Here is a 23,558-nt window from a genome sequence, read left to right on the forward strand (position 1 = left end):
GCATCCACCCGTCAGTGAGCTCTACGGCGTTGAATACGCGGCCGGTGGATGCCGTGACCAACCCGGCGTGATGAATTGCCCTACAACTGATGCCCGGTGCGATCCCGCTTCGTCGCCAGATACCGCTCGTTATGCGGATTGGTCGGCAGGAAATGCGGCACGCGCTCGACCACCGAAATCCCGCGATCCTCCAACCCGGCCACCTTGCCCGGATTGTTCGTCAGCAACCGCACCGCGCGCTGCCCCAGCAGCTCTAGCATCCGCGCCGCCACGCCGAAATCGCGCGCATCGATCGCAAAGCCCAGTCGCGTATTCGCATCGACCGTGTCGAACCCCTGGTCCTGCAGCGCATAAGCGCGCAGCTTGTTGACCAGCCCGATCCCGCGCCCCTCCTGCCGCAGATACAGCAGGATGCCCCAGCCCGACGCCGCAATCGCAGCCAGCGCCGCATCCAGCTGCGGCCCGCAATCGCACTTAAGGCTCCCAAGCGCGTCGCCCGTCAAACACTCGCTGTGCAGCCGCACGAGCGGCGGCTGCCCGTTCGGGGCGCCGATCAGCAGCGCGACATGCTCCCCCGGCCCCTCGGGCGTGCGGAACGCCACGATTTCGGCATCCTCGGCATGCGCCACCGGCAGCCGCGCGCGCGCCGCGATCGTCAGCCGGATCGCATCCTCATGCGCGTCGATATCCGCCGCGCTAAGCGTCACCTCGCCCGCGCCGCCCTCGAGCACGAAGAACGCCGGCAACAACCCCGCGACCCGCGCGAGCCGCAACGCCGCGGCAGCATCCACCGGCGCCGGCACCGCCAGCGCGCGGAACGGCCCCTTCATCGGGGTCGCAAGGTCGAGCTGAGGATCCGCCAGTGCGGTCGCCGCCGCGAAATCGATCCACGGCGCGCGATCCACGAGCACCGGTGCATCCGGGATCGCCGCATCCTTCTGGTTCGCAAGCTTCAGCGTCTCCGCCCGCCCCGCCGACAACAGCACCGGTGCCACCGCAGCGGAATCGAACGCCGCCAGCCGCACGGGATCGGCGGTCTCGATCGGCAGCAGCGCCAGGTCGCCGATCCGGATCGGCCACCCCCGGCGTAGCGCATCGATCGCGCGCGCGGCCTGGTTCGCCCCGCTCAAAACGCGAACTCGGTCATGATCGGCACATGATCGGATGGCGACATCCAGCTCCGGCACGCCTCGAACACCGTATGCGACTGCGCCGTCTTCGCCACCTCGCCCGTCGCCCACATATGATCGAGCCGCCGCCCGCGATCGTTCGCGGTCCAGTCGGGCGAGCGATAGCTCCACCACGTGTGCAGCCGCGCCGGCGCTGGATGGAAATGCCGCCCCAGATCGACCCAGTCGTTCGACGCCTTCAGCCGGTCGTGCGCCTCCACCTCGATCGGCGTATGGCTAACCACCTTCAGCAGCGCCTTGTGGCTCCACACGTCCTCGGGCAGCGGCGCGATGTTGAAATCGCCGGTCAGGATCGTCGGGCAATCGAGCGACTCCGACCACTCGGTCATGCGCTGGACGAAATCGAGTTTCTGCCCGAACTTCGCATTCACCTCGCGATCCGGCACGTCGCCGCCCGCGGGCACATAGACATTCTCCAGCCGCACCCCGTTGGGCAGCCGCACCCCGATATGCCGCGCCTCGCGGTTCGCCTGCCAATCGAGCCGATCGTCCGCGGTGATCGGCACACGGCTGATCACCGCCACGCCATGATGCATCTTCTGCCCGTGGATCAGGACATGCTCGTAGCCGAGCGCGCGAAACGCATCGATCGGGAAGTCCGCATCGATCACCTTCGTCTCCTGCAGGCACAGGATATCGGGCTCGGCCTCGCGCAGGAACTGCTCGACGATCGCGATGCGGAAGCGAACCGAATTGATGTTCCAGCTGACGATCTTCACGGGCGTGCCCTTAGCGCTGTGGCAGCGACGACGGCAACCTCCCAGCGCCATCCGTCACGCCGGCACTAATCCGTCCATGAGGGCAGCAGCAGCGGGAAGGGGGGCAAGCAACGCCACGGCAAAGCCGCGTCGTCGACCGTCGCTGACGCGACGCCGGCCGTGCTCGGGCGTCTTGCGGCTCTGCCGCATGCGCCCCACGCAGAAAGGCCCCCGCTCCGGGGGCATGGAGCGAGGGCCGACCTGGCGTTCGTCACGCAGGGGGATATGAAGCACTTGTCCGGGCAACAGGGGGAAAATCCCGAACGGCTCCACATCCGCAAGGACGTCTCTAGCCCCGTTTACCTGTCGCCCGGATGAACGAATGGGATGAAAGCGACATCAACCTGTTCGGCTTGTCCGCCGTGGGTCGTTCCAGCGGAACGTCCCGTCGCCGATCGGCGTGTTGAAGCGCTGCCCGGCAAGCCGGATCGTCGTCCGATTGCCTTGGCTGTCGAGCGTCACCCAGCCCTGCAGCATCAACCCGCCCGGCGCCGCGCCGTCGCGCGCAAACACCATCGTGATCCGGCCATATTCGGGATGCTTGGGATCATAGCCTTCGACTGACACGACGCGCGGATCACCTGTCGGCACCACCTTGGCGAAGCGGCTGATGTCCTTGTCGGGGTTGATCAGCACGCCCAGCGGCGAATTGCCGATCGGCCAGCGCTGCACTTGCCGAACCGAATAATCGATGAACGTCAGTGCCTTGCCGTCCCCTACGATCAGGATCGGGACGCCCTTTTCATACTGGAAGCGGATCCGCCCAGGCTTCTTGAGCGACAGCGTGCCGGTCAGCATCTTGCCGGCGCGATCGGTCTGCGTGAAGCCCGCCGTCATCGTGTTCACGGCGCGCAGATGGTTCTGCACGAGCGCCAGATCACCCGTAGGCGCTTGCGCCGCCGCCGGTGCGGCAAGTGCCACGATAGCAGCGATGGGCACGAAACGTCTCAAACTGGCTCTCCTGGTCGATGGCTCACGGCTATCGCTGCCGTGCCTTGAACCCGCCATGAACTGGCGGGCCGCCGATCAGAACAGCGTGCCGAGCCCGACCGTCTCGCCAGTGCCGATCCAGCCCTCGTAGATCATCTTGCCCGCCACGAACACGATCACCGCCAGCCCGATATAGGCCACCCAGCGATAGCGCCCGATGAACCGCGCGATCACGTTCGCCGCCAGCCCCATCAGCGCGACCGACAGGATCAGCCCGACTACCAGGATGCCCGGATGCTCGCGCGCCGCGCCGGCCACCGCCAGCACGTTGTCGAGGCTCATCGACACGTCGGCGACGGCCACCGCCCATGCGGCACCGGCAAAGCTGCGCGCGGGCTTGACGCCCGAATGTTCGTCACCGTCGACTTCCGCCGAGCCGGTGTTCGCATGGCTGTCCATCCGCAGCTCGCGCCAGAATTTCCAGCTCACCCACAACAGCAGCAAGCCGCCCGCGAAGATCAGCCCGACGATCCCCATCAGCCAGGTGACGATCAGCGCGAAGAAGATCCGCAGCACCAGCGCGGCGATGATCCCGATCAGGATCACCTTCTTGCGCTGATCCGTCGGCAGCCCAGCCGCCAGCGCGCCAACGACGATCGCATTGTCGCCCGCCAGCACCAGATCGATCATCAGCACCTGCCCAAAGGTGGACAGCGCGACCGGATCGGACAGGTTAGAGAAATCCGCCACGATATGGCCCCAGATGTCGCCGAGCGAACCTGGGCCCTGGGCGACGGCCTGCGCGAGCAGCATGAGGATCAACGGGGGCGCTCCTGCGTGGTCATGAACGTCGAACGGTGCGACGCCGAATGGGTTGCGTACGGTAACGGGAAGAAGGGCGCGGTGCCAGCCTTCCGAACTCCCTCTCCCCTTCAGGGGAGAGGGCAGGGGAGAGGGGCAGTGCCACTCCACCTATAAACCCGCCGCGGCAAAGCCGCGACGTCGGACGGGTGCAGCGCACCCGCCGGCCGAGCCGGCCTGAGTCCTGCGCCAGTATGGCGCAGACTAGGCTCGGCTACTGATTCATGCTCGCGAAGAATTCCTCGTTGGTCTTGGAATCCTTGATCTTGCCCAGCAGGAATTCCATCGCGTCGACGGTGCCCATCTGCATCAGGATGCGGCGCAGCACCCACATCTTGCTGAGCTTGTCCTTGTCGATCAGCAGCTCTTCCTTGCGCGTGCCGCTCTTGCCCACGTCGATCGCGGGGAAGATGCGCTTGTCGGCCACCTTGCGGTCGAGCACGATCTCGGCGTTGCCGGTGCCCTTGAATTCCTCGAAGATCACTTCGTCCATGCGGCTGCCGGTATCGATCAGCGAGGTCGAGATGATCGTCAGCGAACCGCCTTCCTCGATGTTGCGTGCCGCACCGAAGAAGCGCTTGGGCCGCTGCAGCGCGTTCGCATCGACACCGCCCGTCAGCACCTTGCCCGAGCTCGGCACAACGGTGTTGTAGGCGCGGCCGAGGCGGGTGATGTTGTCGAGCAGGATCACCACGTCCTTCTTGTGCTCGACCAGCCGCTTGGCCTTCTCGATCACCATCTCGGCCACCGCCACGTGGCGCGTCGCCGGCTCGTCGAACGTCGACGAGACGACCTCGCCGATCACCGTGCGCTGCATGTCGGTCACTTCCTCGGGCCGCTCGTCGATCAGCAGCACGATCAGGAACACTTCGGGATGGTTGGCCGAAATCGCGCGCGCGATATTCTGCATCATCACCGTCTTGCCGACGCGCGGCGGCGCGACAATCAGGCAGCGCTGCCCCTTGCCGATCGGCGAGACCAGATCGAGCACGCGGCCCGTCTTGTCCTTGATCGTCGGATCCTCGATCTCGAGCTTCAGCCGCTCGTCGGGATACAGCGGGGTCAGATTATCGAAGTTGACGCGATGCCGCACCGCATCGGGATCGTCGAAATTGACGCTGGTGAGCTTGGTCAGCGCGAAATAGCGCTCGCCATCCTTCGGCCCGCGGATCTCGCCCTCGACCGTATCACCCGTGCGCAGGCCATGCTTGCGCACCTGGTTGGGCGAGACATAGATGTCGTCGGGCCCGGCAAGGTAATTCGCCTGTGCATTGCGCAGGAAGCCGAAGCCGTCGGGCAGCACTTCGATCGTGCCCTCGCCCATGATCTCGTCGCCATTCTCGGCCTGAACCTTGAGGATGGCGAACAGCAGATCCTGTTTGCGCAGCGTCGAGGAGCCCTCAACGCCGAGTTCTTCACCCAGCTGGACCAGCTCGGCCGGGGCTTTCTTCTTGAGTTCTTTAAGGTGCATCTAGCGTGTCCGATGAAGATCGGTGGGGGAGAAACCCGGTCGGCGGAAAGGAATTCGCGCGGCAACGAGGCAGGAGGAGGAAGCGGGCCGCAAGGCCACACCGAGCAGCAGACCTAGGTTTGGGGTTGCGGCAAGTCAAGCGGTTCAACTTTTCCGTTCGTGTCGAGTAGGGGTCGAGCGAAGTCGAGAACCCGTATCGAGACACCTATCCCTCGATACGCCATCTCGGCGGCGCTCGATGGCTACTCGGGACGAACGGATAGGGTCACAGGTTCAAAACGGCTTCACCACCGCCAGGATCACGATCACCGTCACCGCCAGCGCCGGCACTTCGTTCATCATCCGCAACTGCCGGTTCGTCAGCGTCGCCTGCCCCTTCGCCAGCCGCTTGGAATAGCCCACCGCCCAGCCGTGATAGCCCGACAGCAGGAACACCACGAACAGCTTCGCGTGCAGCCACGCCAGCCCCTGGATCCCGTCGAGCAGCCCGAGGTTCACCGCCAGCGCCAGCCCGATCGCCCACACCACCGCCATCGCCGGCGTCAGGATGATCCGCCGCAGCTTGCCCTCGCGCAGCGTCCAGCGCGCTTCCTCAGCCGCGTCGCCCAACCCCTCCTGGTGATGCACCAGATACCGCGGCAGGATGAACAGCCCCGCCATCCAGAAGATGACGAAGATGACATGCGCCGCCTTCACCCACAGATAGGCGGCACCCAGATAGCCGGCCATTACCCGCGAACTCTCGAAATCACCCGCTCGACATGCGCGATCGGCGTATGCTGGTCGATCCCGTGGCCCAGGTTGAACACGTGCGGCCGCTCGGCGAACGCCGCAAGGATGCGGTCGACCGCCTCGTCCAGTGCCGTGCCGCCCGCGATCAGTGCCAGCGGATCAAGATTGCCCTGCACCGGCATCCCCGTCGGCAGCTCCTTGTCCGCCCACACCGGATCGACCGTCTCGTCGAGCCCAACCGCATCCACCCCGGTCTCGCGCGCATAGGCCGCAAGCTTCGCGCCGGCGCCCTTGGGAAAGCCGATGATCGGCGCATCGGGATGCCGCGCCTTGAGCCCCGCGACAATTGCCGCATTGGGCGCGATCACCCACCGTTCGAACTGCGCCGGCGAAAGGCTGCCCGCCCAGCTGTCGAACAATTGCACCGCCTCGATCCCCGCCTCGATCTGCCGCGCCAGATACTCGATCGTCATCTCGGTAATCGCATCGATGATCGAACCGAACGCCGCCGGATCGCGATAGGCCAGCGAGCGTGTCGCGGCCTGGTCCTTCGATCCCGCGCCGGCGACCATGTACGTCGCGACCGTCCACGGCGATCCCGCAAAGCCCAGGAACGTCGTCTCTGCCGGCAGTGCGCCCGCCACCAGCCGCACTGTCTCGTACACCGGGTCGAGCCGCTCGGGCACCGCCACGAGGCTCGCCAGCGGATGATCGACCAGCGGCGGCTCCAGCCGCGGCCCTTCGCCCACGCCGAAGCTCAAATCCTGCCCCAGCGCCCAGGGCACCATCAGGATATCGGAGAACAGGATCGCGCCGTCGAAGCCGAACCGTCGGATCGGCTGCAGCGTCACTTCCGCCGCTGACTCGGGATCGGTGGCCAACGCCAGGAAGCCGCCCTTCTCCGCCCGCAACGCGCGATACTCAGGCAGATAGCGCCCCGCCTGTCGCATCAGCCACATCGGAGGCCTCGGCTGATGCTCGCCTTTGAGCACGTTCAGCAGTGTCTTGGTGGACGGCTCGATCGAGGTCTGGGCGTGCATTCTTCTACCTAATAAGAAGATTCAAAGAGGTTGTATGTTGTAGTTGGCGCGTTGGTGTCGGGGCTTATGCCTTCGTCCCGGAATTGCCAACAGCTTGACGGTGCAGGGACGACGCAACGCGGCTGATTCGAGTCCGTCACTCCCATTTTCCACAGCCTGTGGATAAATCCGTGCCCGGTGGACGGGATTGTGGATGAAGTGCCGGTTTTCCACCGCGTCGGCGGCGCTTGGCCGGTGGCGCAGGTTGCGCTAGCGGTCGTCCCCATGTTGTCCACAGGTCCATACCGTTGACCATGAAGCTCCACCTTCATCTCCTGTCGGACTCAACCGGAGAGACGCTGGAGAACATCGCCAAGGCCGCGCTTGCGCAATATGACGATGTCGAAACCGTGCGACACTTCTGGCCGATGGTCCGCACCGAGGCGCATCTCGATCGCATTCTGCAGGAAATCGCGCAGAATCCCGGCCTCGTCATCTATACGCTCGTGAATCCCGCAACGCGCCGCGCGCTCGAACAGCGCTGTTCGGCGCTCGGGCTCCCGATGGTCGCGCCGCTCGATCCGGTGAACGATGCGCTGTCGGGGCTGCTCGGGCAGCAGGCGAAAGCACGCCCTGGCCGCCAGCATGTGCTCGACGCGGCTTATTTCGCACGCGTCGATGCGATTCAGTTCACCATCGCGCATGACGATGGGATCGCGTGGGAGGAATGGGAGGAATCGGACATCGTCCTCGCCGGCGTGTCGCGCTCGTCCAAAACGCCGACTTCGATCTATCTCGCCAACCGCGGGTTCAAGGTCGCCAACATCCCGATCGTCGTCGAAAGCCCGCCGCCGCGCGATCTGTTCCATCTCAAGAAGCCGCTCGTCGTTGGCCTCACCACCAGCGCCGATCGCCTGATCGCGGTGCGCCGCAATCGCTTGCTGTCGCTCAACCAGGCCCCCGAAACGCCCTATGTCGATCAGGAGGCGGTGACGCGCGAGCTGCAATATGCCCGCCGCATGTTCGCCGACAATGGCTGGCCGGTGATTGATGTCACGCGCCGCTCGATCGAGGAAACCGCCGCGGCGATCATCGCGCTCGTCAACGAACGCCGCGGTGACGCGGTCGTCACCGATAATTGAGTCGCCTGCCATGCGGTTGATCCTCGCCTCGCAATCCGCGTCGCGCCGCGCGATGCTCGAAGCCGCCGGTGTGCCGTTCGAGGCGCAGGCTGCGATGGTCGACGAGGATGCCGCCAAGGCGTCGCTCGGTCACTTGCCGCCGCGCGATCTCGCCGATGCGCTCGCCGAGCTGAAGGCGCTGAAGGTGTCGCAGCGCGATCCGCAGGCGCTGGTGCTCGGGTCGGACAGCCTCGCCGTGCTCGACGACGGCACGATCCTGTCCAAACCGAATGACCGTGCGCAGGCCGCCGAGCATCTCGCGATGATGTCGGGCCGTCGCCACGATCTCGTCAGCGCCGCGGTGATCGCCGAGGGCGGGCGCGCCGTGTGGCGGCACGTCGACAAGGCGGTGATGCATGTCCGCCCGCTGTCCTACAGCTTCATCGAGACGTATCTTGATGCCGAATGGCCGGCGATCGCGGGATGCGTCGGCTGTTATCGGATCGAGGGGCCGGGGGTGCAATTGTTCAGTCGCGTCGATGGCAGCCAGTTCACCGTGCTCGGCATGCCGCTGCTGCCGCTGCTCGGCTATCTGCGCGAGCGCCAGCTGCTCGGCGCCTGATGGAGAAAAACGCGCCAGTGCCTCAACTTCCTCAACATTCGATTGCAGATCCTGCAATCGTCCGCCCGTACGCCGAGGTGATCGGCGATCCGATCGCCCACTCCAAGTCCCCGATGATCCACGGTTTCTGGCTTGAGAAGCTCGGCATCGACGCAGAATACCGCGCGACGCACGTAACACCCGAGGATTTGCCGAAATTCATCGATGATCGCCGCGCGGATCCGGCGTGGCGTGGCTGCAACGTCACCATCCCGCACAAGGTCGCGATGCTCGATCTGGTCGACGATCCCGGCGGCGTGCGCGACAGCATCGGCGCGATGAACACCGTCGTGCGGGATGAAAAGGGCAGGGTGTTCGGCACCAACACCGACGCTGCCGGCTTCTACGCCCCCATCGCCGACCTCGATCTCGCCGGTGCGCCGGTAGCGATCGTCGGCGCCGGTGGCGCGGCACGTGCGATCCTGTTTGCGCTGGCCACGATGGACGTCGGCAAGGTCACGATCCTCAACCGCTCACCACTGAAGGCCGCGGCGCTGCTCGGCCGCTTCGGCCTGAAGGGCGAAGCCCTACCGCTCACTGCTCGCCTCCCGGCCGCGAAACTCCTCGTCAACACCAGCGCGCTCGGGATGGAAGGCCAACCCCCGCTCGATCTCGATCTGCTCCCGCTTCCCCCCGAAGCGATCGTTTACGACATCGTCTATGCCCCGCTCCACACCCCGCTGCTCGATGCCGCGGAGGCGAGGGGCCTCGACACGATCGATGGCCTGGAAATGCTCGTCGGCCAGGCCGCCGCCGCCTTCGAACTCTTCTTCGGCCAACCCGCGCCACGCGAACACGACGGCGAACTGCGCGAGAAGCTCCTCGTTTGATGTACCCCGGCGAAGGCCGGGGCCAGCATCGGGCCGCTCGTAACAAGGAGGAAGAATGCTCAAACTAGGCCTCACCGGCTCGATCGGCATGGGCAAATCCACCGTCGCGAAGATGTTCGCCGACGAAGGCGTGCCGGTCTTCGACGCCGATGCCGAAGTCCACAAGCTGCAAGGCCCCGCCGGCCGAGTCGTCGCCGCGATCGAAGCCCGCTTCCCCGGCACGACCAACGAAAACGGCGTCGACCGCGCCACGCTCGGGCAAGCCGTGCTCGGCGACGATGCGGCGATGAAGGCGCTTGAAGCGATCGTCCACCCCGCCGTCGGCGAAGAACGCGCCAAGTTCCTGGCGCAGCACGCCGCCGCCCCGCTCGTCGTGTTCGATATCCCCCTGCTCTATGAAACCGGCGGCCAGCGCGCCGTCGACATGGTCGCCGTCGTCTCCGCCGCGCCCGAGATCCAGCGCGCCCGCACGTTGCAGCGCCCCGGCATGAGCGACGCCAAGTTCGACGCGATCCTCGCCCGCCAGGTGCCCGATGCCGACAAGCGCGCGCGCGCCGATTTCGTCATCCCCACCGATGTGCCGCTCGACGAAACCCGCGCTCACGTCCGCCGCGTGATCGCTTGCCTCAAGGCAGGGGAAGGCCGATAACGTCTCGAATGCGCGAGATCGTATTCGATACCGAAACGACGGGTTTCACCTTCGGCGATGACCGGATGGTCGAGATTGGCTGCGTCGAGCTGGTCAATCGCTGCGAGACCGGGCGCACCTTCCACGCCTATTTCCATCCCGAGCGCACGATGCCGCCGGGTGCCTTCGCGATCCACGGCCTGTCGGACGTGTTCCTGTCCGACAAGCCGCGCTTCCACGCCGTCGCCGACGAGTTGATCGCCTTCATCGGTGATGCCCCGCTGATCGCGCACAATGCCTCGTTCGACTTCGGCTTTTTGAACGGCGAGCTCGGCCGCTGCGGCCGCGACGCCGTTTGCACGACGCGGATGATCGATACGCTGGCCATCGCCAAGCAGCGTCATCCCGGCGCGAAACTGTCGCTCGATGCCTTGTGCTCGCGCTACGGCATCGATCGCTCGCACCGCGTGGTGCACGGTGCACTGCTCGACGCGCAATTGCTCGCGCAAGTCTATGTCGAGCTGCGCGGCGGGCGGCAGATCGGGCTCTCTCTGGTCAGCGATCTGATCGCCGACACCGTCATGGCAAACACCACGACGCCGCGAACCGTTCGTCCGCCGCGGCAATTCGCGGCGAGCGATGCGGAACTTGCGGCGCATGCGGCGTTCATGACGAAGGTCAAGAATCCGATCTGGGGGGCCGCGGCGTCCGGTTGACGCCCAACGCCCCGGCGCATCACGCCGGGCCAGCTTGAATGGAGTAAAAGTCGATGGATATCCGGATTTCTGGCCACCAGGTCGATACGGGCGAGGCGCTGAAGGATCATGTCGACACCCGCTTGCAGGGCATCGCCGACAAGTATTTCAGCCGCGCAATCTCGGCGCAGGTCACGTTCGGCACCGGGCCGCACGACAATGGCTTCAGCTGCGATATCATCGCGCATGTGATGCAGGGTCTGGTGCTGAAGGGCAGCAACGATGCGTTCGACGCGCATCTCGCGTTCGATGGCGCTGCCGACAAGATTGAGAAGCAGCTGCGCCGCTACATGCGCCGCCTGAAGGATCGTCACGCCGGCCAGGCCGCGGCCGTCGCCGAGAACGGTGGCTACGACAATTCGAACGCTGGCTATACGCTGTTCGCCGAACACACGAGCGAAGACGATGTCGGCGAAGCCCCGCTGATCGTCGCCGAAACCCGGGTCGACGTGCCAGACGCGACCGTGTCCGATGCGGTGATGATGCTCGATCTGCGCAACACTGCCGCGCTGCTCTTCAAGAACAGCGGCACGGGATCATACAACATGGTCTATCGCCGCGGTGACGGCACGATCGGCTGGGTCGAACCGCAGCGCGCGGGCTGACGGTCAAGCAAAATGGCGAGTGACCTGAGCGACCTCCTGCTCCCCGACCTTGTCGTGGTGGGGGTCGCGGCAACCAGCAAGAAAAGCCTGTTCCAGCATCTGGGCGCGCTCGTCGCCCCGGTGCTGGCGCTCGACGCCGCGACCGTGACGGCGGCGCTGGCCGATCGGGAACGCCTCGGCTCCACCGGCTTCGGCGGCGGCGTCGCGATCCCGCACGCCCGCATCGAAGGGCTGCCACGGATCGTAATCGTCGTCGCCCGGCTGTTGCAGCCGATCGAATTCAACGCGGTCGATGATGTGCCGATCGATATTGCCGTGGCGATGCTCTCGCCGCCCGATGCCGGCGCCGATCATCTCAAGGCGCTGGCACGCGTCTCGCGGCGCTTCCGTGACCGCAATTTCGTCGCCAAGCTGCGCGGCGCCGGATCGCGCGACGCGCTCTACGCCTTGCTCACCGCGGACGAGTCGGGGAGCGGCAAGCGTGACGCGGCCTGAAGGCGCGAAGGCGCATTATCGCGCGCTCGAATCGCTCTACGCGGCGGCGCCGATCAACAGGATGTTCGCCTCGACGCTGGCGATCGCCGAGCCTGGCGTCGCGCGGATCAGCTTCGAGATCTCACGTGAGCATTTCCACGCCGCCGGCGCGGCGCACGGCACCGCCTATTTCAAGATGCTCGATGATGCGGCGTTCTATGCCTGCAACAGCCTGATCACCGATCGCTTCCTGCTCACAACTCAGTTCAACCTGGTGCTCACCCGCCCCCTGTCGGCTGGCCCCGTGATTGCTGAGGGCCGCTGGGTGAGTGGCCAGCGCCGCGTGTTCGTCGGTGATGCACGGCTGATCGCGGCGGATGGCGAGGAAGTGGCGCGCGGCACCGGCACGTTCATGCGCAGTCGCATCGCACTCGCCACGCTGCCGGGATATCGCATCGGATGAACGGTCGCCTGCCGACGCATCTGCTCGTCGGTGCCTTGCTCCGCCGCGTCAACGATGCCGGCGGAATCGCCGTGATCCGCGCCCGCGGCGATGCCGATACCGGCGCGATCCTGGTGCTGCTGGAGCAGGAAAACCGCCTGCTCGAACGCGCGATCGACATCGACGGGAACGACGTGTTGATCCCCAGCGGCCCCGCCGCCACTAGCACCGACTCGCCCGATGATTACTGGATGAAGCGGCGCGCGCGCGATCCGGATCTATGGGTGGTTGCTCTGGACGTCCCGCACGGCGAACGGTTCGCCGCTGAAACGATCCTCGGTAATTGACTGGTAACCGCCCAGCGGCGAGCGGACTGACATTGATGTAAGCGTTGTGCTGCGGCGGGTGCGATCCGTTCGGTGACGCAGTCGGGGGGATCCCGGCCGATCAACGTTCCGCCTCGGAACATGCGATCGCTGCCGAGTACCCACCGCCTTTGACTGTTGATGATGCCGTTTTTCTCTCGGGCTGCGATCGCCGTGGCCATGACGATCTCTTTTCTGGGCCTTAGCGCGCACAGCACGCCAGGCCTGGCTGCCGAAGTCGAGCATCCGCTCCCGCGGCCCACCACGATGGTGGCACCCGTCGAAAGTCCGGCGACCATCGCGCTTCCTGCGCCCGCCGACCTTGCAGATGATGAACTCGCAGCCGGCGGTTCGGTTGCCTATCCCACGCTCGCCGCAGCGGTGGCCGCACAGTCGCACCATGATGGTGACGACGAAGCGATCCAGTGCCTCGCCGGCGCGATCTTCTACGAAGCCAAGGGCGAGCCGCTTTCGGGCCAGCTCGCGGTCGCCGACGTGATCCTCAATCGGTCGAAATCGGGTCGCTTCCCGTCCGACGTGTGCCAGGTCGTCACGCAGCGCGGTCAGTTCAGCTTCGTGCGTGGTGGTCGCATCCCCTCGATCGACGAAAGCAGCCGCTACTATCGCACCGCGGTCGCGGTCGCGAAGGTAGCGCTCGCTGAGGCCTGGAAGAGCGATGCCGAACGCGCGCTTTACTTCAACCGCGGCCGTGCGCCGGCGGCGGGGCTGCGCAAGGTCGCCTCGATCGGCAACCACATCTTCTGGCGCTGAGCCTTTCAATCGTTCCTCTATTGTTCTAACGATCGGGCGTGCTGACCACGCCTGATTCCTGCATCGACGATCCGCTGTCGCCATTGTGCGCGGCGGATGTCGTGCGCGGCGTCACCCGCCTGTTGCTGCGGCACGAACTGGTGGCGATGAAGGAAGTCCCGCTCGATGGCGGGCGCCGCGTCGACCTGATGGCGATCGATCCGCGCGGGCAGATCACGATCGTCGAGATCAAGGTATCGCGCGCGGATTTGCTGGGTGACGGCAAGTGGCAGGATTATCTGCCGCACTGCGATCGCTTCTTTTGGGCCGTCCCGGCGGGGTTCGATCATGCTCCGATCGCCAGCGCCGCCTTCCTGCCCGAACGCACCGGGCTGATCGTCGCCGATCGCTACGACGCCGCAGTGGTGCGCGAGGCGAAGACCGAACCGATGAACTCGCACGCGCGCAAGAAATGCACATTGGCCTTTGCGCGGCGTGCAGCACGCCGGCTGGTTGCTTTGTCGGATCCCGAAGCCGTCCAAGGCTGGTAAGCAGCGTCGCTTAGACTACGGCGATGTTCGGCAGCCGATGTTCCACGACATGCATCAGATGCTCGACATCCTTCAGCCGCGCCACGCCGCCGCGCAGATCGAGCAAATTCTCCCGCCGCAGCCGCTGCAACGTTCGGTTCACGTGAACACTGGTCAGCCCGAGCAGGTCGCCGAACGTCTCCTGCGTCAGCGGCAACGGGAAATTGTCGTCAGTGCCCATCCCGACCAGCGCCAGTCGATCCCTGATCTCCAGGATGAAATCGATGATCCGCTCATAGGCATTGAGCCGACCCAGCCGCGCGACTTGCCGATACAGGTAGAATTCGTCGAGCGCCCCGCTGCGGGTATAGGCGTCGATAAGCCCATGCTGGTGCGGTAGCGGCCGTGGCACGGCGCACAGGACCACCTCGGTCAGCGCCGAGATCGCGGTCGGCGCCATCGCGTTGCGCTGTTCGCACACGCCGATCAGATCGCCCGGCAGCAGCAGGCTCAGGATCTGCCGCCGGCCATCCCGGAAGATCCGCGATCGGCACGCCCACCCCGAAAGCACCATGCTCGGCTCGGCCGCGCGCTTGCCCTCTGCCATGATCTCGCGATGCGCTGCAGTCTTGCGCCGTGTCGCACCAGCCGACGACAAGGCGTCGAGCTCATCCGCGTCCAGCGAGGCGAGCCGGCTCAGCCGGCCCATGGCGGCGGCATCGGGGAACGATTGGAGGTGTCGGTTCATCTCACGCTAACGTCTCGAATCACGGGATAGTTCAGAACCAATTGCGTATGCTCGGATTCGGCTCTGGCCGCGCCTGCAGCGGAATGGCGATCCGGCATGAAATGCCGCCCGGCAGCAGATCGAAACGCGTGCTCGCCGCAACCTGATAGGGCAGGGCATGCTCGATGAACTCGCGTCCGAATCCCCGGCGCACCGGGACGGACGCGAGCACCGCTACGCCGCTCTCCAGCCACTCGACGACGAGGTCGCCGTCGGCTGTATGCCATCGCACGTTGAGGCGGGTGCGCTTGTCTGGGGTCGAAAGCGCACCGAACTTCACCGCATTGGTCGCCAGCTCATGGATCGCGAGGCCGAGCGCTTGCGCCACGTCGTTCGGGATCGCCACGTCCTCGCCTTCGATCTCGATCCGTTCGTCGAATTCGAAGCTTTGAAATTCATCGCGCACGATATCTTCGAGATAGCTCGGCCCAAGCGGGTTCACGCCGCGCGCCACCTGGAAGCGGGCAAGCGCATCCAGCCGCCCGCGGAAGTGATCGGCGACATCCGCCGACGAGTGGCCCGATTCGATCGTCCGCGAAAAGATCGAGCGGATCACCGCGAGCATGTTGCGGACGCGATGCTGAAGCTCCGCCCGGAGCAGTTTCTCGCGCTCCACCGCTTCGGCGCGCTCGCGCTCATATTTCGTCAGCTGACGCCGCACCGATGCGAGCTCGATGCGCAGCCGCTCGATCTCGTCCGGCGAAGAGCTTGCCGCGCCTGCGCCTGTATCGAGCCGATGCGGCTCAGGGACATTCTCTATCACGTACCTACATCGCCAAATAAGGGGTGATGCGCGCTTGAACGCGCCACCGTTGCCCGAGTGTCCCGTAATATCTTGATATTCGGCTCTAGCAACGACGGTTGAACCAATTGACGGGGCTCGAAGTGCCGTGGCTTGATCTAATTAGGCACGAATGCACGCGCCCGGCGTTACCTTTTCGAAACCGACAGGCATGTTCGATCTCCGTAACGTTCAGCATCTGCGTTAGATGACCGTGTGGCAGATCATTGACGAGGGGAAAATGAGAGATGGATGAGCACAGGCTGGAGGGGCGCCGGGTTCTCGTCGTCGAGGACGAATATCTTTTGGCGGCAGACCTTTCGCAGGCACTGCGTGCGGCAGGAGCCGAGGTGATCGGCCCCGTTGCGAGCGTACGGCATGCCGCCGAGATGGTGGCTGCGGACACCGGCATCGACGCGGCGATCCTCGACATCAATCTGCGCGGCGACATGATCTTTCCGGTGGCCGACATGCTGGCCGAGAGGAATATCCCGTTCGCCTTCGTCACCGGTTACGATCAATGGGCATTGCCCGATCGGTTCAGCAACGTCGCCTGGGTGGAAAAGCCGTTCAAGGCGCCCAACGTCGCTGCCGTGCTCGCGCCGTTGCTGCGCGTGCACTGAGCGCAGCGGTGCGGCGCTCAATCTAACGTGCGCTGCGCCGCGTAGATGCCCTCGAGTGTCCGCACGATCATGTCATAGCCCGTCGGTGTCAGTGCGATCATGCCCGCGCGTTCTTCGATCAGGTCTTCGTGCAGCAGCACGGTAATCCACCGCGTAATGATCGCCTCCGATGGGCCTTCGGATAGGTCGAGCTCGGCTCGGCTGATATAACGCGCCGAGTCCTCGGCAACCAGCAAGGACAGCAGGATCTCGCGCGGGATTGCGTTGGTCAGCAACGGCGACACGCCGGCGATCACCCGGTCGGATGCGAGCATCCGTTGGGCAAGCTTGGTCGTGGTGGTCGCACTGAGCAGGCGGAAGCTGCCGGCTGGCAGACCGAGCGTCTTCGTCATCCCTCGCTCCACCCGCTGTGGTTTCTCGCTCTCCCGTGATCGCAGGGCCCATAAAATGCAACCCGCCGAGCATCGCCTCGCCTCAGGGTCCGTGCGCTTGTCTGAATCATGCCCCCGTCGCGCAGGCAACATGCGTGTCCTGATGCAGATCAAATCTTAAACCGATGTCGAACAAGCGTGACATAGATTATAAACTGCAAAGTACAATTTAAGTTACTGTGAAAAAAGGCGTTCTCCCAAAAGAGAACGCGACTTACCCGTTGCTCGTCCGTTCAGTCGCCAGGCCGTCAAGCCTAGCCACAGACTCGACCAGGACGGAGATCATTCATGTACTACCATGACAAGCGGCTCCAATACCCCGTGACCGTTACGAAACCCAACCCGCAATTCGCGCGGATGCTTCAGCAGGCAATCGGCGGCGTCGAGGGCGAGATCCGCGTCTGCATGCAATATTTCTTCCAGGCGTGGGGCAATCGCGCGCCGACCACCAAGTATCGCGACATGCTGCTGCATACCGCGACCGAAGAGATCGGCCATATCGAGATGCTCGCGACCGCTGTCGCGATGAACCTCGAGACCGCCCCGGCATCGGTGCAGGAAGAGGGTGTGACGGACAGCATCGTCGGCGCCGTGATGGGTGGTGGCAACGGCCGCCATGCGATCGAAGGCATGATCCACAAAAACCTGCTGTCGGCTGGTCTCGCGGCGATGCCGATCGATTCCGATGGCGTGCCCTTCAACATGAGCCACGTCTATGCCAGCGGGAACGTCGCCGCCGACATGTACTGCAACGTCGCTGCGGAAAGCACCGGACGCGTGCTTGCGGTGCGTCTCTTCAATGCCGCCGAGGACGAAGGCATGAAGAAGATGCTGCATTACATGATCGCGCGCGACACGATGCATCAGCAGCAATGGCTCGCGGTGCTGGAGGAGCTCGGCGGGCCCGCCGCCAATTTGCCGATCCCCAATTCCTTCCCGCAGGGAATGGAAGACGAGGCGAACAACTATAATTTCTACGCCACCTCGGTCGATGGCTCGGTGCCCGAAGGCCGCTGGACGAGCGGTCCGACGATCGACGGCAAGGGCGAATTCACCGTTTTCCAGAACCAGCCGCTCGGGCCCGAACCGATCCTTGGGCCAGCTCGCCCCGACAGCGGCGCGCAGGACAAGCAGATCGCCTGACATCGTCCGCGGGCGGGCAGGCGCTTCGGTGCTTTGCCCGCCCGCCGATTACGGAGACGCTGGCTTGCGCATCCATCATCTGAACTGCGGCACCGATTGCCCGTTGGGCGGCGCGTTGTTCGACGGCCGCAGCGCCGCGCCCTTGGCCACCTTGGTCGGCCATTGCCTGCTGATCGAAACCGACGCGCACGGGCTCGTGCTCGTGGACACTGGCTTCGGCCTGCGCGACGTGGCCAATCCGCATGCACGGCATGACCCGCGCGTCCCGCGGCCGTGGCGGCTGATGCTCAACATTCAGCTGCGCGAGTCCGAAACCGCGATCCGGCAGATCGAGGCGCTCGGCCACCGCCCGGCAGACGTGCGGCACATCATCGTCACGCATCTCGATTTCGATCACGCCGGCGGGCTCGAGGATTTCCCCGGCGCGATGGTTCACGTCATGCAGCGCGAATATGACGATGCCACCGGGCCGCAGGCGGGGTTCGTCGCGCGCAATCGCTGGCGCGGGCCGCAGCTGGACAACGTCCAGCACTGGCGACGGTATGGCGCGCGCGGTGAGCCGTGGTTCGGATTCGATACGGTGCGTGATCTGGAGGGCTTGCCGCCCGAGATCCTGTTCGTGCCGCTGCCCGGCCACACCTGGGGGCACGCCGGTGTCGCGGTCCGGCGCGACGACGGCCACTGGCTCCTGCACGCCGGCGACGCCTATTTCTACCGCGGCGAGATGCGCCGGGCACGCCGTCACTGCACGCCGGGGCTGCGCGCTTACCAGCGGCTGATGCAAGTCGATGCGACGAGCCGCCTGCGCAATCAGGAACGGCTGCGCGCACTTTCGATCGAGCAGCGTGGCGACGTGACGATCACCTGCTCGCACGATCCGGTGGAATTCGAACACTGCCACGCGGGCCACCCGCTCTGACGATTCATCACCCCATCGGCGATCACCCGATCGCCGCTCAAGGAAGGAACGACCATGACGATCCCACAAGAAACCATGCAGGAACTCTTCATCACAGGCCTCACCAACGCGCATGCGGTGGAAAAGCAGGCGCTGTCGATCATCACGCCGCAGGTCGAGCGGATCGAGAATTATCCCGAGGTCGCCGATCGGTTGCGCCTCCACATCGACGAAACGAACCAGCAGATCCAGCGCCTCGACGAGATTCTGGCGACGTTCGGCACGAGCAGTTCGGGGCTCAAGGATACCGTGCTCAGCATGTCGGGCGGCATGGCGGCAGTGGCGCATTCGGTCGCCGGTGACGAGATCATCAAGAATAGCTTCGCCAATTACGCCTTCGAGCATTTCGAGATCGCTGCCTACAAATCGCTGCTGGTGATGGCGGAGGACGGCGGCTTTGCCCAGTTCACCCCGCTGCTGAAGCAGTCGCTCGGCGAGGAAGAGGCCATGGCACAGTGGCTCGAGGACGCGCTGCCGATGGTCACGCGCCGCTATGCGACGCTGTACGCCGAGGGCGGTTCGAGCGCCGCAAAGGTCTGATGATGACGGCCCGGCATGACCATCCTGCCGTCGACCCCGATCGGCGCGCCGCCAAGAATGCGTTCGATCATGCAGGCGGCGTGTCGGGTCAGACCTATTCGCGCGAACGCGAGGAAGCGCTGCGGCTGGCCGACCCCAGCGGCGCGGTGGACGCCGATCCTTCGCACGCGGGTGAGGGGGCCGGTGCGCGAGCATCGGTCGATCCCGCGAGCGGCGAAGTACATGGCAGCGGCGGCGACGTCGCTGAAGATCCCGTGACGAAGCCCGGCGCATCGCGGCCAGGCGCGGGCAAGAACCAGGCGAGCCGATAAGCCGTGGCGACGAAGCAAGACTATCGCATCGTTCTCGTCCTCGCCGGTGGCAATGCACTCGGCGCCTATCAGGCGGGCGTCTACCAGGCGCTGCAGGAACACGGCATCGAGCCCGACTGGGTGGTCGGTGCCTCGGTCGGCGCCAACAACGGCGCCGTCATCGCGGGCAACGCGCCCGAGCAGCGCCTGCCGAACCTCGTCGACCTGTGGCGGCCCGAGACCCCCGCCATGGGCTGGCCCGGCTGGTGGGATAGCATGCCCGACAGCTGGCGACGCACGTCCGAGGCAATCGGCACGTTGCTCGTCGGCCGCCCGGGCCTGTTCGCGCCGCTCGGCAGTTCGCTGATCGGCGTCAGCAGCAGCATCCCGGCGCTGTTCGATACCAGCCCGATGTCCGGCACGCTGGAACAATTGGTCGATTTCGACCGGCTCAACACCGGTCCGGTCCGCTTCACCGCCACCGCGGTCGATCTCGACACTGGCGAGGACGTCGCGTTCGACACGCGCGACCGCACCGTCGGTGCCGAGCACATCCGCGCCAGCGCGGCGTTGGCGCCCTCCTTCCCGGCGGTCGAGATCGACGGGCAGATGTTCGTCGATGCCGGCCTGTCGGCCAATCTGCCGCTCGATCCGGTGCTGTCCGAGCCGCCGACGGCGCCGACATTGTGCATCGCGATCGACCTGTTGCCGCTGGCGGGCGCACGGCCCGACACGCTCGGCGAAGTGATCGGCCGCGCGCAGGATCTGGTCTTCGCCTGTCAGTCCCGCCGCACGATCGCGCGCTGGCAGGAGCTATACGCCATCAGCGAGGCCCATCGTGCGCACCCCGTCACGCTGGTGCGGCTTGCCTATGGCAATCAGCAGCGCGAGGTCGCGGGCAAGGCGATGGACTTCTCGCCCACGTCGGTGCGCTATCGCTGGGACAGCGGCTATCGCGACGGCGTCGATCTGGCCAGGCGGCTGGACGACGGATCGATCACCGTCAGCGGCTCAGGCCTCACCGTCCTGCAGCCAAGCCACGAAGCCCAGGCGTTTCACACAAGCACCTGATCGAGCTCGCGCCGGAAGCTTCCGACCGTCACCGGCTGCGCGACGACCCGTTCGCCCCGCGCGCGCCGGCGCCCTGCCATATAGCCCAGCGTCAGCGACACGACGATCCACGGCCAGGCCGACGGTGTCGGCGCGGGTGTGGGAAGCGGTTCGAGCGATGGGGCAGGGGCCGCCGCAGGGGCTGTCCCACCATGCGGCGCGATTCGGGTTTCTTCGGCGAACGCTACGCCGGAAACCTGCTCCACTTCGATCGGCGGCTGGTCCGCGGGTGAGATCGTGCGGTGGTACGTTGGTCCCTCGACATCGGCGGCGCCTTCGCCCCGCATGCCGTTTTCCGCCGCATCTTGGCGGTTGGAGGAATCGGCCATGCCGTAGAGGCGGGGGGTGGAATCATTCATCGGTATCGTTCCTCTTGGCAGCGGCGCAGCGGTTAGTGCCGGAAGCCGAACGCGGCCTCCAGCACAACGCTCCGTCCTATTCGGCTGCCTCGGCGGTCAGCTCCGGCACCTCGAGGCGAGCGCGCAACCGCGGGATCAACCGCCGCGCGGTCGCAAGTGCCTGCCCGACCACCTGGTCCATATTGTAATAGCGATATGTCGCCAGCCGCCCAACGAACGTCACGTCCTCCTCCGCCAGCGCGAGCGCCTCGTAGCGCTTGAACAGCACCTGATTCTCCTCGCGCGGGATCGGATAATAGGGATCACCCTCCTCGCTCGGATATTCGTACGTCAGGCTCGTCACCGTGGACGTGTCGCCGGTCAGATGCTTGTATTCGGTGATGCGCGTGTGCGGCACCGCCTCGTCGGGATAATTGACCACTGCCACAGGCTGCAGCCATTCGCGATCGATCGTCTCGTGGCGGAAGGTCAGCGAGCGATACGGCAGCTTGCCGTGGCGATGACCGAAGAACTCGTCGATCGGGCCGGTGAACACCAGATGATCGTGCGGATAAGCATCGCGCACTTGCTTGTAATCGACCCCCAGCAGCAGCTCGATCTCGGGATGATCGAGCAGTGCCTCGAACATCCGCGTATAGCCGTCCGCCGGCATCGCCTGATGTGTATCGGTGAAGTAGCGATCGTCGGTGTTGGCGCGCGTCGGCACCCGCGACGTGACCGACTTGTCGAGCTCGCTCGGATCGAGGCCCCATTGCTTGCGCGTATAGCCGCGGAAGAAGGTGCGGTAGAGTTCCTGCCCGACGCGCGAGATCACCACATCGGCAGAGGTGCGGATCGGATCGACCGGCTCGGCGCGCGCTGCGAGAAAGGCTTCGACCTCGTCTTCCGTCTCGAGCTTCGCATCGTAGAGCATGTTGAGCGTCGTGCGGTTGATCGGCATCGGCACCAATTGCTCGCCGACGCTCGCCAGCACGCGATGCTCGTACGGCCGCCACGCCGTGAAGCGCGACAGGTAAGCGAACACATCGTCCGAATTGGTGTGGAAGATGTGCGGGCCATATTGGTGGATCAGCAGCCCCGCATCGTCGCGCCGATCGAAGGCATTGCCCGCGACATGCGGTCGCCGATCGACCACCAGCACCTTGAACCCGGCTTCCGCCAGCTGCCGCGCCATCACTGCGCCGGCGAACCCGGCCCCGACCACCATCACGTCGTGATCCGTGGTCGCCGGTGCCGGCCAGCGCGTCGGCGAAACGATCCGTTCGACCGAATGGGCGGTTGCACGTTCGATCGCGATCAGCGCACCCATCTCGAGCACGGTCCCGGCCCAAGACCCGCGCGCGAGCTGCTCGTCCGCTTCGGCGCGCCACGACAAATCGTCGCGCGACGCGACCGCCGTCTCGCAGGCGGAAATGAACTTCTCCGCCGTGCCCGCGATCTGCACCGCCGCCAGATGGCCATAGTGGCGCACCACATCGGTGATCGGGGTCGAGACCACCGGGCAGCCGGCGGCGAGATATTCGGGGGTCTTGGTCGGGCTGATGAAGCGCGTCGCTTCGTTGAGCGCGAACGGCATCAGCGCGACGTCCCATCCGCTCATGTACGCCGGCAGCTCGGCATAGTCGCGCCCGCCCAGGAAGTGCAGGTTGCGGCGCTTGGGCAGCGACGCCGGATCGATCTTCACCACCGGGCCGATCACCACGATCGACCAGTCGTCATGCGCATCGGCGAGCGCCGCAAGCAGGTCGATGTCCATCCGCTCGTCGACCACGCCGGCAAAGCCGAGCTTCGGGCCCAGGATCCGCGCCTGATCCTCCGGCTCGGCGACAGCGCCGCGCGCCGCGCCAAAATGCGCCGCTTCGATGCTGGAGGGAAAAGCGTGGACGTTGTCGTGACGGTCCTTCTTCGCCTCGTACAGGCTCGACCCACCGGTGAACACCACGTCCGCCGCCGCAAGCAGATCACGCTCGCGATCGAGAAGGCCGGCGGGTGGATTCTTGAACGCGGAAAGCTCGTCCATGCAGTCGTAGACCGTGCAGTCGGCCACGACATGCGTCGAGAACGGCAGCATCATCGGCGTATAATACCAGCGCACCGCAACCGGCGGCAGCGATGCGAGTTCGGCGTCCAGCAGCGACTTGAGAATCGCCTGCTCCTCATCGGCCGGAAGCCCCCATGGCAATACGGGCGTCATCACCGTCACGCCCGACTTCGCGTCCCGCTCGCGGCACACGCGCGGCGTCGCATCAGGTGCGGCATAGGTCGGCTCTTCCCAGAAGATCACTGCATGATCAACCGCAAGTCGAGTCATCAGATGCTGTGGACGTTGAAATACAAAATTCCAACGTAAGTGGCTAAAGCAGATCAGGCTGGCACTGTCGGGCTCTGTATTCTTAACCTGCGTCAGACCGAAC

At 65.4% G+C, this 23,558-nt stretch carries 29 protein-coding genes; 17 read left to right on the forward strand and 12 right to left on the reverse strand.

What is annotated here, in order from left to right; all coding sequences use genetic code 11:
- Positions 1-80: 80 nt before the first annotated feature.
- The 7 genes from ribA to hemE all read right to left on the reverse strand — a co-directional run bounded on the left by ribA (position 81) and on the right by hemE (position 6,982).
- Positions 81-1,130, reverse strand: a complete 1,050-nt coding sequence (gene ribA / locus LLW23_RS08490) for a GTP cyclohydrolase II (RefSeq protein WP_228948355.1) — start codon at positions 1,128-1,130, stop codon at positions 81-83.
- Positions 1,127-1,909 carry an exodeoxyribonuclease III gene (locus LLW23_RS08495; RefSeq protein ID WP_228948356.1) on the reverse strand — a complete coding sequence of 261 codons (783 nt, stop codon included), beginning with the start codon at positions 1,907-1,909 and terminating at the stop codon, positions 1,127-1,129. The genes ribA and LLW23_RS08495 overlap by 4 nt, the downstream gene beginning before the upstream one ends.
- Before the next feature lie 378 nt (positions 1,910-2,287).
- Positions 2,288-2,887 carry a LolA family protein gene (locus LLW23_RS08500; RefSeq protein ID WP_228948357.1) on the reverse strand — a complete coding sequence of 200 codons (600 nt, stop codon included), beginning with the start codon at positions 2,885-2,887 and terminating at the stop codon, positions 2,288-2,290.
- 87 nt (positions 2,888-2,974) lie between these two features.
- A complete protein-coding gene (locus LLW23_RS08505) occupies positions 2,975-3,691 on the reverse strand; it encodes a TerC family protein (protein ID WP_228948515.1) in 717 nt (238 codons plus the stop codon).
- Between the two features lie 262 nt (positions 3,692-3,953).
- Positions 3,954-5,210, reverse strand: coding sequence for a transcription termination factor Rho (gene rho / locus LLW23_RS08510; protein ID WP_228948358.1), 1,257 nt, complete (start codon positions 5,208-5,210; stop codon positions 3,954-3,956).
- Positions 5,211-5,483: 273 nt separating this feature from the next.
- Entirely contained in the window at positions 5,484-5,939 is a 456-nt protein-coding gene (locus tag LLW23_RS08515) for a CopD family protein (RefSeq protein ID WP_228948359.1), read from the reverse strand.
- Entirely contained in the window at positions 5,939-6,982 is a 1,044-nt protein-coding gene (gene hemE / locus LLW23_RS08520) for a uroporphyrinogen decarboxylase (RefSeq protein ID WP_228948360.1), read from the reverse strand. The genes LLW23_RS08515 and hemE overlap by 1 nt, the downstream gene beginning before the upstream one ends.
- A gap of 293 nt (positions 6,983-7,275) precedes the next feature.
- Between hemE and LLW23_RS08525 the strand changes: the two genes are divergently transcribed.
- The 11 genes from LLW23_RS08525 to LLW23_RS08575 all read left to right on the forward strand — a co-directional run bounded on the left by LLW23_RS08525 (position 7,276) and on the right by LLW23_RS08575 (position 14,143).
- A complete protein-coding gene (locus tag LLW23_RS08525) occupies positions 7,276-8,103 on the forward strand; it encodes a pyruvate, water dikinase regulatory protein (protein WP_228948361.1) in 828 nt (275 codons plus the stop codon).
- A 10-nt stretch (positions 8,104-8,113) separates the two neighbouring features.
- A complete protein-coding gene (locus LLW23_RS08530; protein WP_228948362.1) occupies positions 8,114-8,704 on the forward strand; it encodes a Maf family protein in 591 nt (196 codons plus the stop codon).
- Between the two features lie 113 nt (positions 8,705-8,817).
- The gene (locus tag LLW23_RS08535) at positions 8,818-9,573 is read left to right on the forward strand and encodes a shikimate dehydrogenase family protein (RefSeq protein WP_228948516.1); all 756 of its coding nucleotides are present in this window, start codon (positions 8,818-8,820) and stop codon (positions 9,571-9,573) included.
- 55 nt (positions 9,574-9,628) lie between these two features.
- Positions 9,629-10,222 carry a dephospho-CoA kinase gene (gene coaE, locus LLW23_RS08540; RefSeq protein WP_228948363.1) on the forward strand — a complete coding sequence of 198 codons (594 nt, stop codon included), beginning with the start codon at positions 9,629-9,631 and terminating at the stop codon, positions 10,220-10,222.
- A gap of 8 nt (positions 10,223-10,230) precedes the next feature.
- Positions 10,231-10,917, forward strand: coding sequence for a DNA polymerase III subunit epsilon (gene dnaQ, locus LLW23_RS08545; protein ID WP_228948364.1), 687 nt, complete (start codon positions 10,231-10,233; stop codon positions 10,915-10,917).
- 53 nt (positions 10,918-10,970) lie between these two features.
- Entirely contained in the window at positions 10,971-11,561 is a 591-nt protein-coding gene (gene hpf / locus LLW23_RS08550) for a ribosome hibernation-promoting factor, HPF/YfiA family (RefSeq protein WP_228948365.1), read from the forward strand.
- A 12-nt stretch (positions 11,562-11,573) separates the two neighbouring features.
- Entirely contained in the window at positions 11,574-12,056 is a 483-nt protein-coding gene (locus tag LLW23_RS08555; RefSeq protein ID WP_228948366.1) for a PTS sugar transporter subunit IIA, read from the forward strand.
- Positions 12,043-12,498 (forward strand): PaaI family thioesterase, encoded by a 456-nt coding sequence (locus LLW23_RS08560; RefSeq protein ID WP_228948367.1) that lies wholly within the window; start codon positions 12,043-12,045, stop codon positions 12,496-12,498. The genes LLW23_RS08555 and LLW23_RS08560 overlap by 14 nt, the downstream gene beginning before the upstream one ends.
- The gene (locus tag LLW23_RS08565; protein ID WP_228948368.1) at positions 12,495-12,824 is read left to right on the forward strand and encodes a DUF1491 family protein; all 330 of its coding nucleotides are present in this window, start codon (positions 12,495-12,497) and stop codon (positions 12,822-12,824) included. Before LLW23_RS08560 ends, LLW23_RS08565 begins: the two co-directional genes overlap by 4 nt.
- A 198-nt stretch (positions 12,825-13,022) precedes the next feature.
- The gene (locus LLW23_RS08570) at positions 13,023-13,613 is read left to right on the forward strand and encodes a cell wall hydrolase (protein ID WP_228948369.1); all 591 of its coding nucleotides are present in this window, start codon (positions 13,023-13,025) and stop codon (positions 13,611-13,613) included.
- Between the two features lie 38 nt (positions 13,614-13,651).
- Positions 13,652-14,143 (forward strand): MmcB family DNA repair protein, encoded by a 492-nt coding sequence (locus LLW23_RS08575; protein ID WP_228948370.1) that lies wholly within the window; start codon positions 13,652-13,654, stop codon positions 14,141-14,143.
- Positions 14,144-14,153: 10 nt separating this feature from the next.
- Here the strand turns inward: LLW23_RS08575 and LLW23_RS08580 are convergent, their stop codons facing one another.
- On the reverse strand, positions 14,154-14,870 hold the full coding sequence (locus LLW23_RS08580; RefSeq protein ID WP_228948371.1) for a Crp/Fnr family transcriptional regulator: 717 nt from the start codon (positions 14,868-14,870) through the stop codon (positions 14,154-14,156).
- 31 nt (positions 14,871-14,901) lie between these two features.
- Positions 14,902-15,672, reverse strand: a complete 771-nt coding sequence (locus tag LLW23_RS08585) for a sensor histidine kinase (protein WP_228948372.1) — start codon at positions 15,670-15,672, stop codon at positions 14,902-14,904.
- A 266-nt stretch (positions 15,673-15,938) separates the two neighbouring features.
- On the opposite strand from LLW23_RS08585, the gene LLW23_RS08590 reads away from it, so the two are divergent.
- Positions 15,939-16,313, forward strand: coding sequence for a response regulator (locus tag LLW23_RS08590; protein WP_228948373.1), 375 nt, complete (start codon positions 15,939-15,941; stop codon positions 16,311-16,313).
- 17 nt (positions 16,314-16,330) lie between these two features.
- Here the strand turns inward: LLW23_RS08590 and LLW23_RS08595 are convergent, their stop codons facing one another.
- Positions 16,331-16,705: a hypothetical protein gene (locus LLW23_RS08595; RefSeq protein WP_228948374.1), complete on the reverse strand. Its 375-nt coding sequence runs from the start codon at positions 16,703-16,705 to the stop codon at positions 16,331-16,333.
- Between the two features lie 327 nt (positions 16,706-17,032).
- Here LLW23_RS08595 and LLW23_RS08600 point away from each other — a divergent pair, with 327 nt between their 5' ends.
- The 5 genes from LLW23_RS08600 to LLW23_RS08620 all read left to right on the forward strand — a co-directional run bounded on the left by LLW23_RS08600 (position 17,033) and on the right by LLW23_RS08620 (position 20,746).
- Positions 17,033-17,887: a manganese catalase family protein gene (locus LLW23_RS08600; RefSeq protein ID WP_228948375.1), complete on the forward strand. Its 855-nt coding sequence runs from the start codon at positions 17,033-17,035 to the stop codon at positions 17,885-17,887.
- Positions 17,888-17,951: 64 nt separating this feature from the next.
- Positions 17,952-18,806, forward strand: a complete 855-nt coding sequence (locus LLW23_RS08605) for an MBL fold metallo-hydrolase (RefSeq protein WP_228948376.1) — start codon at positions 17,952-17,954, stop codon at positions 18,804-18,806.
- 54 nt (positions 18,807-18,860) lie between these two features.
- Positions 18,861-19,385, forward strand: a complete 525-nt coding sequence (locus LLW23_RS08610) for a ferritin-like domain-containing protein (protein WP_228948377.1) — start codon at positions 18,861-18,863, stop codon at positions 19,383-19,385.
- The gene (locus LLW23_RS08615) at positions 19,385-19,696 is read left to right on the forward strand and encodes a hypothetical protein (protein WP_228948378.1); all 312 of its coding nucleotides are present in this window, start codon (positions 19,385-19,387) and stop codon (positions 19,694-19,696) included. The genes LLW23_RS08610 and LLW23_RS08615 overlap by 1 nt, the downstream gene beginning before the upstream one ends.
- Before the next feature lie 3 nt (positions 19,697-19,699).
- Entirely contained in the window at positions 19,700-20,746 is a 1,047-nt protein-coding gene (locus LLW23_RS08620) for a patatin-like phospholipase family protein (protein WP_228948379.1), read from the forward strand.
- On the opposite strand, the gene LLW23_RS08625 is transcribed toward LLW23_RS08620, so the two are convergent.
- Positions 20,731-21,144, reverse strand: coding sequence for a hypothetical protein (locus LLW23_RS08625; RefSeq protein WP_228948380.1), 414 nt, complete (start codon positions 21,142-21,144; stop codon positions 20,731-20,733). The two genes, LLW23_RS08620 and LLW23_RS08625, sit on opposite strands and share 16 nt — an antisense overlap.
- Positions 21,145-21,220: 76 nt before the next feature.
- Positions 21,221-23,455 (reverse strand): UDP-galactopyranose mutase, encoded by a 2,235-nt coding sequence (gene glf, locus LLW23_RS08630; RefSeq protein WP_228948381.1) that lies wholly within the window; start codon positions 23,453-23,455, stop codon positions 21,221-21,223.
- Between the last annotated feature and the right edge of the window lie 103 nt (positions 23,456-23,558).

Source organism: Sphingomonas radiodurans, assembly GCF_020866845.1.
GTDB classification, from domain to species: Bacteria; Pseudomonadota; Alphaproteobacteria; order Sphingomonadales; family Sphingomonadaceae; genus Sphingomonas; species Sphingomonas radiodurans.

Excerpts from the sequence above, each read along its gene's own strand:
- LLW23_RS08515 (WP_228948359.1), bottom strand. The coding sequence starts at position 5,939 with ATGGCCGGCTATCTGGGTGCCGCCTATCTGTGGGTGAAGGCGGCGCAT.
- LLW23_RS08505 (WP_228948515.1), bottom strand. The coding sequence starts at position 3,691 with ATGCTGCTCGCGCAGGCCGTCGCCCAGGGCCCAGGTTCGCTCGGCGAC.
- LLW23_RS08525 (WP_228948361.1), top strand. The coding sequence starts at position 7,276 with ATGAAGCTCCACCTTCATCTCCTGTCGGACTCAACCGGAGAGACGCTG.
- LLW23_RS08625 (WP_228948380.1), bottom strand. The coding sequence starts at position 21,144 with ATGAATGATTCCACCCCCCGCCTCTACGGCATGGCCGATTCCTCCAAC.
- LLW23_RS08535 (WP_228948516.1), top strand. The coding sequence starts at position 8,818 with ATGATCCACGGTTTCTGGCTTGAGAAGCTCGGCATCGACGCAGAATAC.
- dnaQ (WP_228948364.1), top strand. The coding sequence starts at position 10,231 with ATGCGCGAGATCGTATTCGATACCGAAACGACGGGTTTCACCTTCGGC.
- hemE (WP_228948360.1), bottom strand. The coding sequence starts at position 6,982 with ATGCACGCCCAGACCTCGATCGAGCCGTCCACCAAGACACTGCTGAAC.
- LLW23_RS08555 (WP_228948366.1), top strand. The coding sequence starts at position 11,574 with ATGGCGAGTGACCTGAGCGACCTCCTGCTCCCCGACCTTGTCGTGGTG.
- LLW23_RS08530 (WP_228948362.1), top strand. The coding sequence starts at position 8,114 with ATGCGGTTGATCCTCGCCTCGCAATCCGCGTCGCGCCGCGCGATGCTC.
- hpf (WP_228948365.1), top strand. The coding sequence starts at position 10,971 with ATGGATATCCGGATTTCTGGCCACCAGGTCGATACGGGCGAGGCGCTG.
- glf (WP_228948381.1), bottom strand. The coding sequence starts at position 23,455 with ATGACTCGACTTGCGGTTGATCATGCAGTGATCTTCTGGGAAGAGCCG.
- LLW23_RS08590 (WP_228948373.1), top strand. The coding sequence starts at position 15,939 with ATGGATGAGCACAGGCTGGAGGGGCGCCGGGTTCTCGTCGTCGAGGAC.
- LLW23_RS08615 (WP_228948378.1), top strand. The coding sequence starts at position 19,385 with ATGATGACGGCCCGGCATGACCATCCTGCCGTCGACCCCGATCGGCGC.
- LLW23_RS08565 (WP_228948368.1), top strand. The coding sequence starts at position 12,495 with ATGAACGGTCGCCTGCCGACGCATCTGCTCGTCGGTGCCTTGCTCCGC.
- LLW23_RS08580 (WP_228948371.1), bottom strand. The coding sequence starts at position 14,870 with ATGAACCGACACCTCCAATCGTTCCCCGATGCCGCCGCCATGGGCCGG.
- LLW23_RS08610 (WP_228948377.1), top strand. The coding sequence starts at position 18,861 with ATGACGATCCCACAAGAAACCATGCAGGAACTCTTCATCACAGGCCTC.
- coaE (WP_228948363.1), top strand. The coding sequence starts at position 9,629 with ATGCTCAAACTAGGCCTCACCGGCTCGATCGGCATGGGCAAATCCACC.
- rho (WP_228948358.1), bottom strand. The coding sequence starts at position 5,210 with ATGCACCTTAAAGAACTCAAGAAGAAAGCCCCGGCCGAGCTGGTCCAG.
- LLW23_RS08600 (WP_228948375.1), top strand. The coding sequence starts at position 17,033 with ATGTACTACCATGACAAGCGGCTCCAATACCCCGTGACCGTTACGAAA.
- LLW23_RS08570 (WP_228948369.1), top strand. The coding sequence starts at position 13,023 with ATGACGATCTCTTTTCTGGGCCTTAGCGCGCACAGCACGCCAGGCCTG.
- LLW23_RS08595 (WP_228948374.1), bottom strand. The coding sequence starts at position 16,705 with ATGACGAAGACGCTCGGTCTGCCAGCCGGCAGCTTCCGCCTGCTCAGT.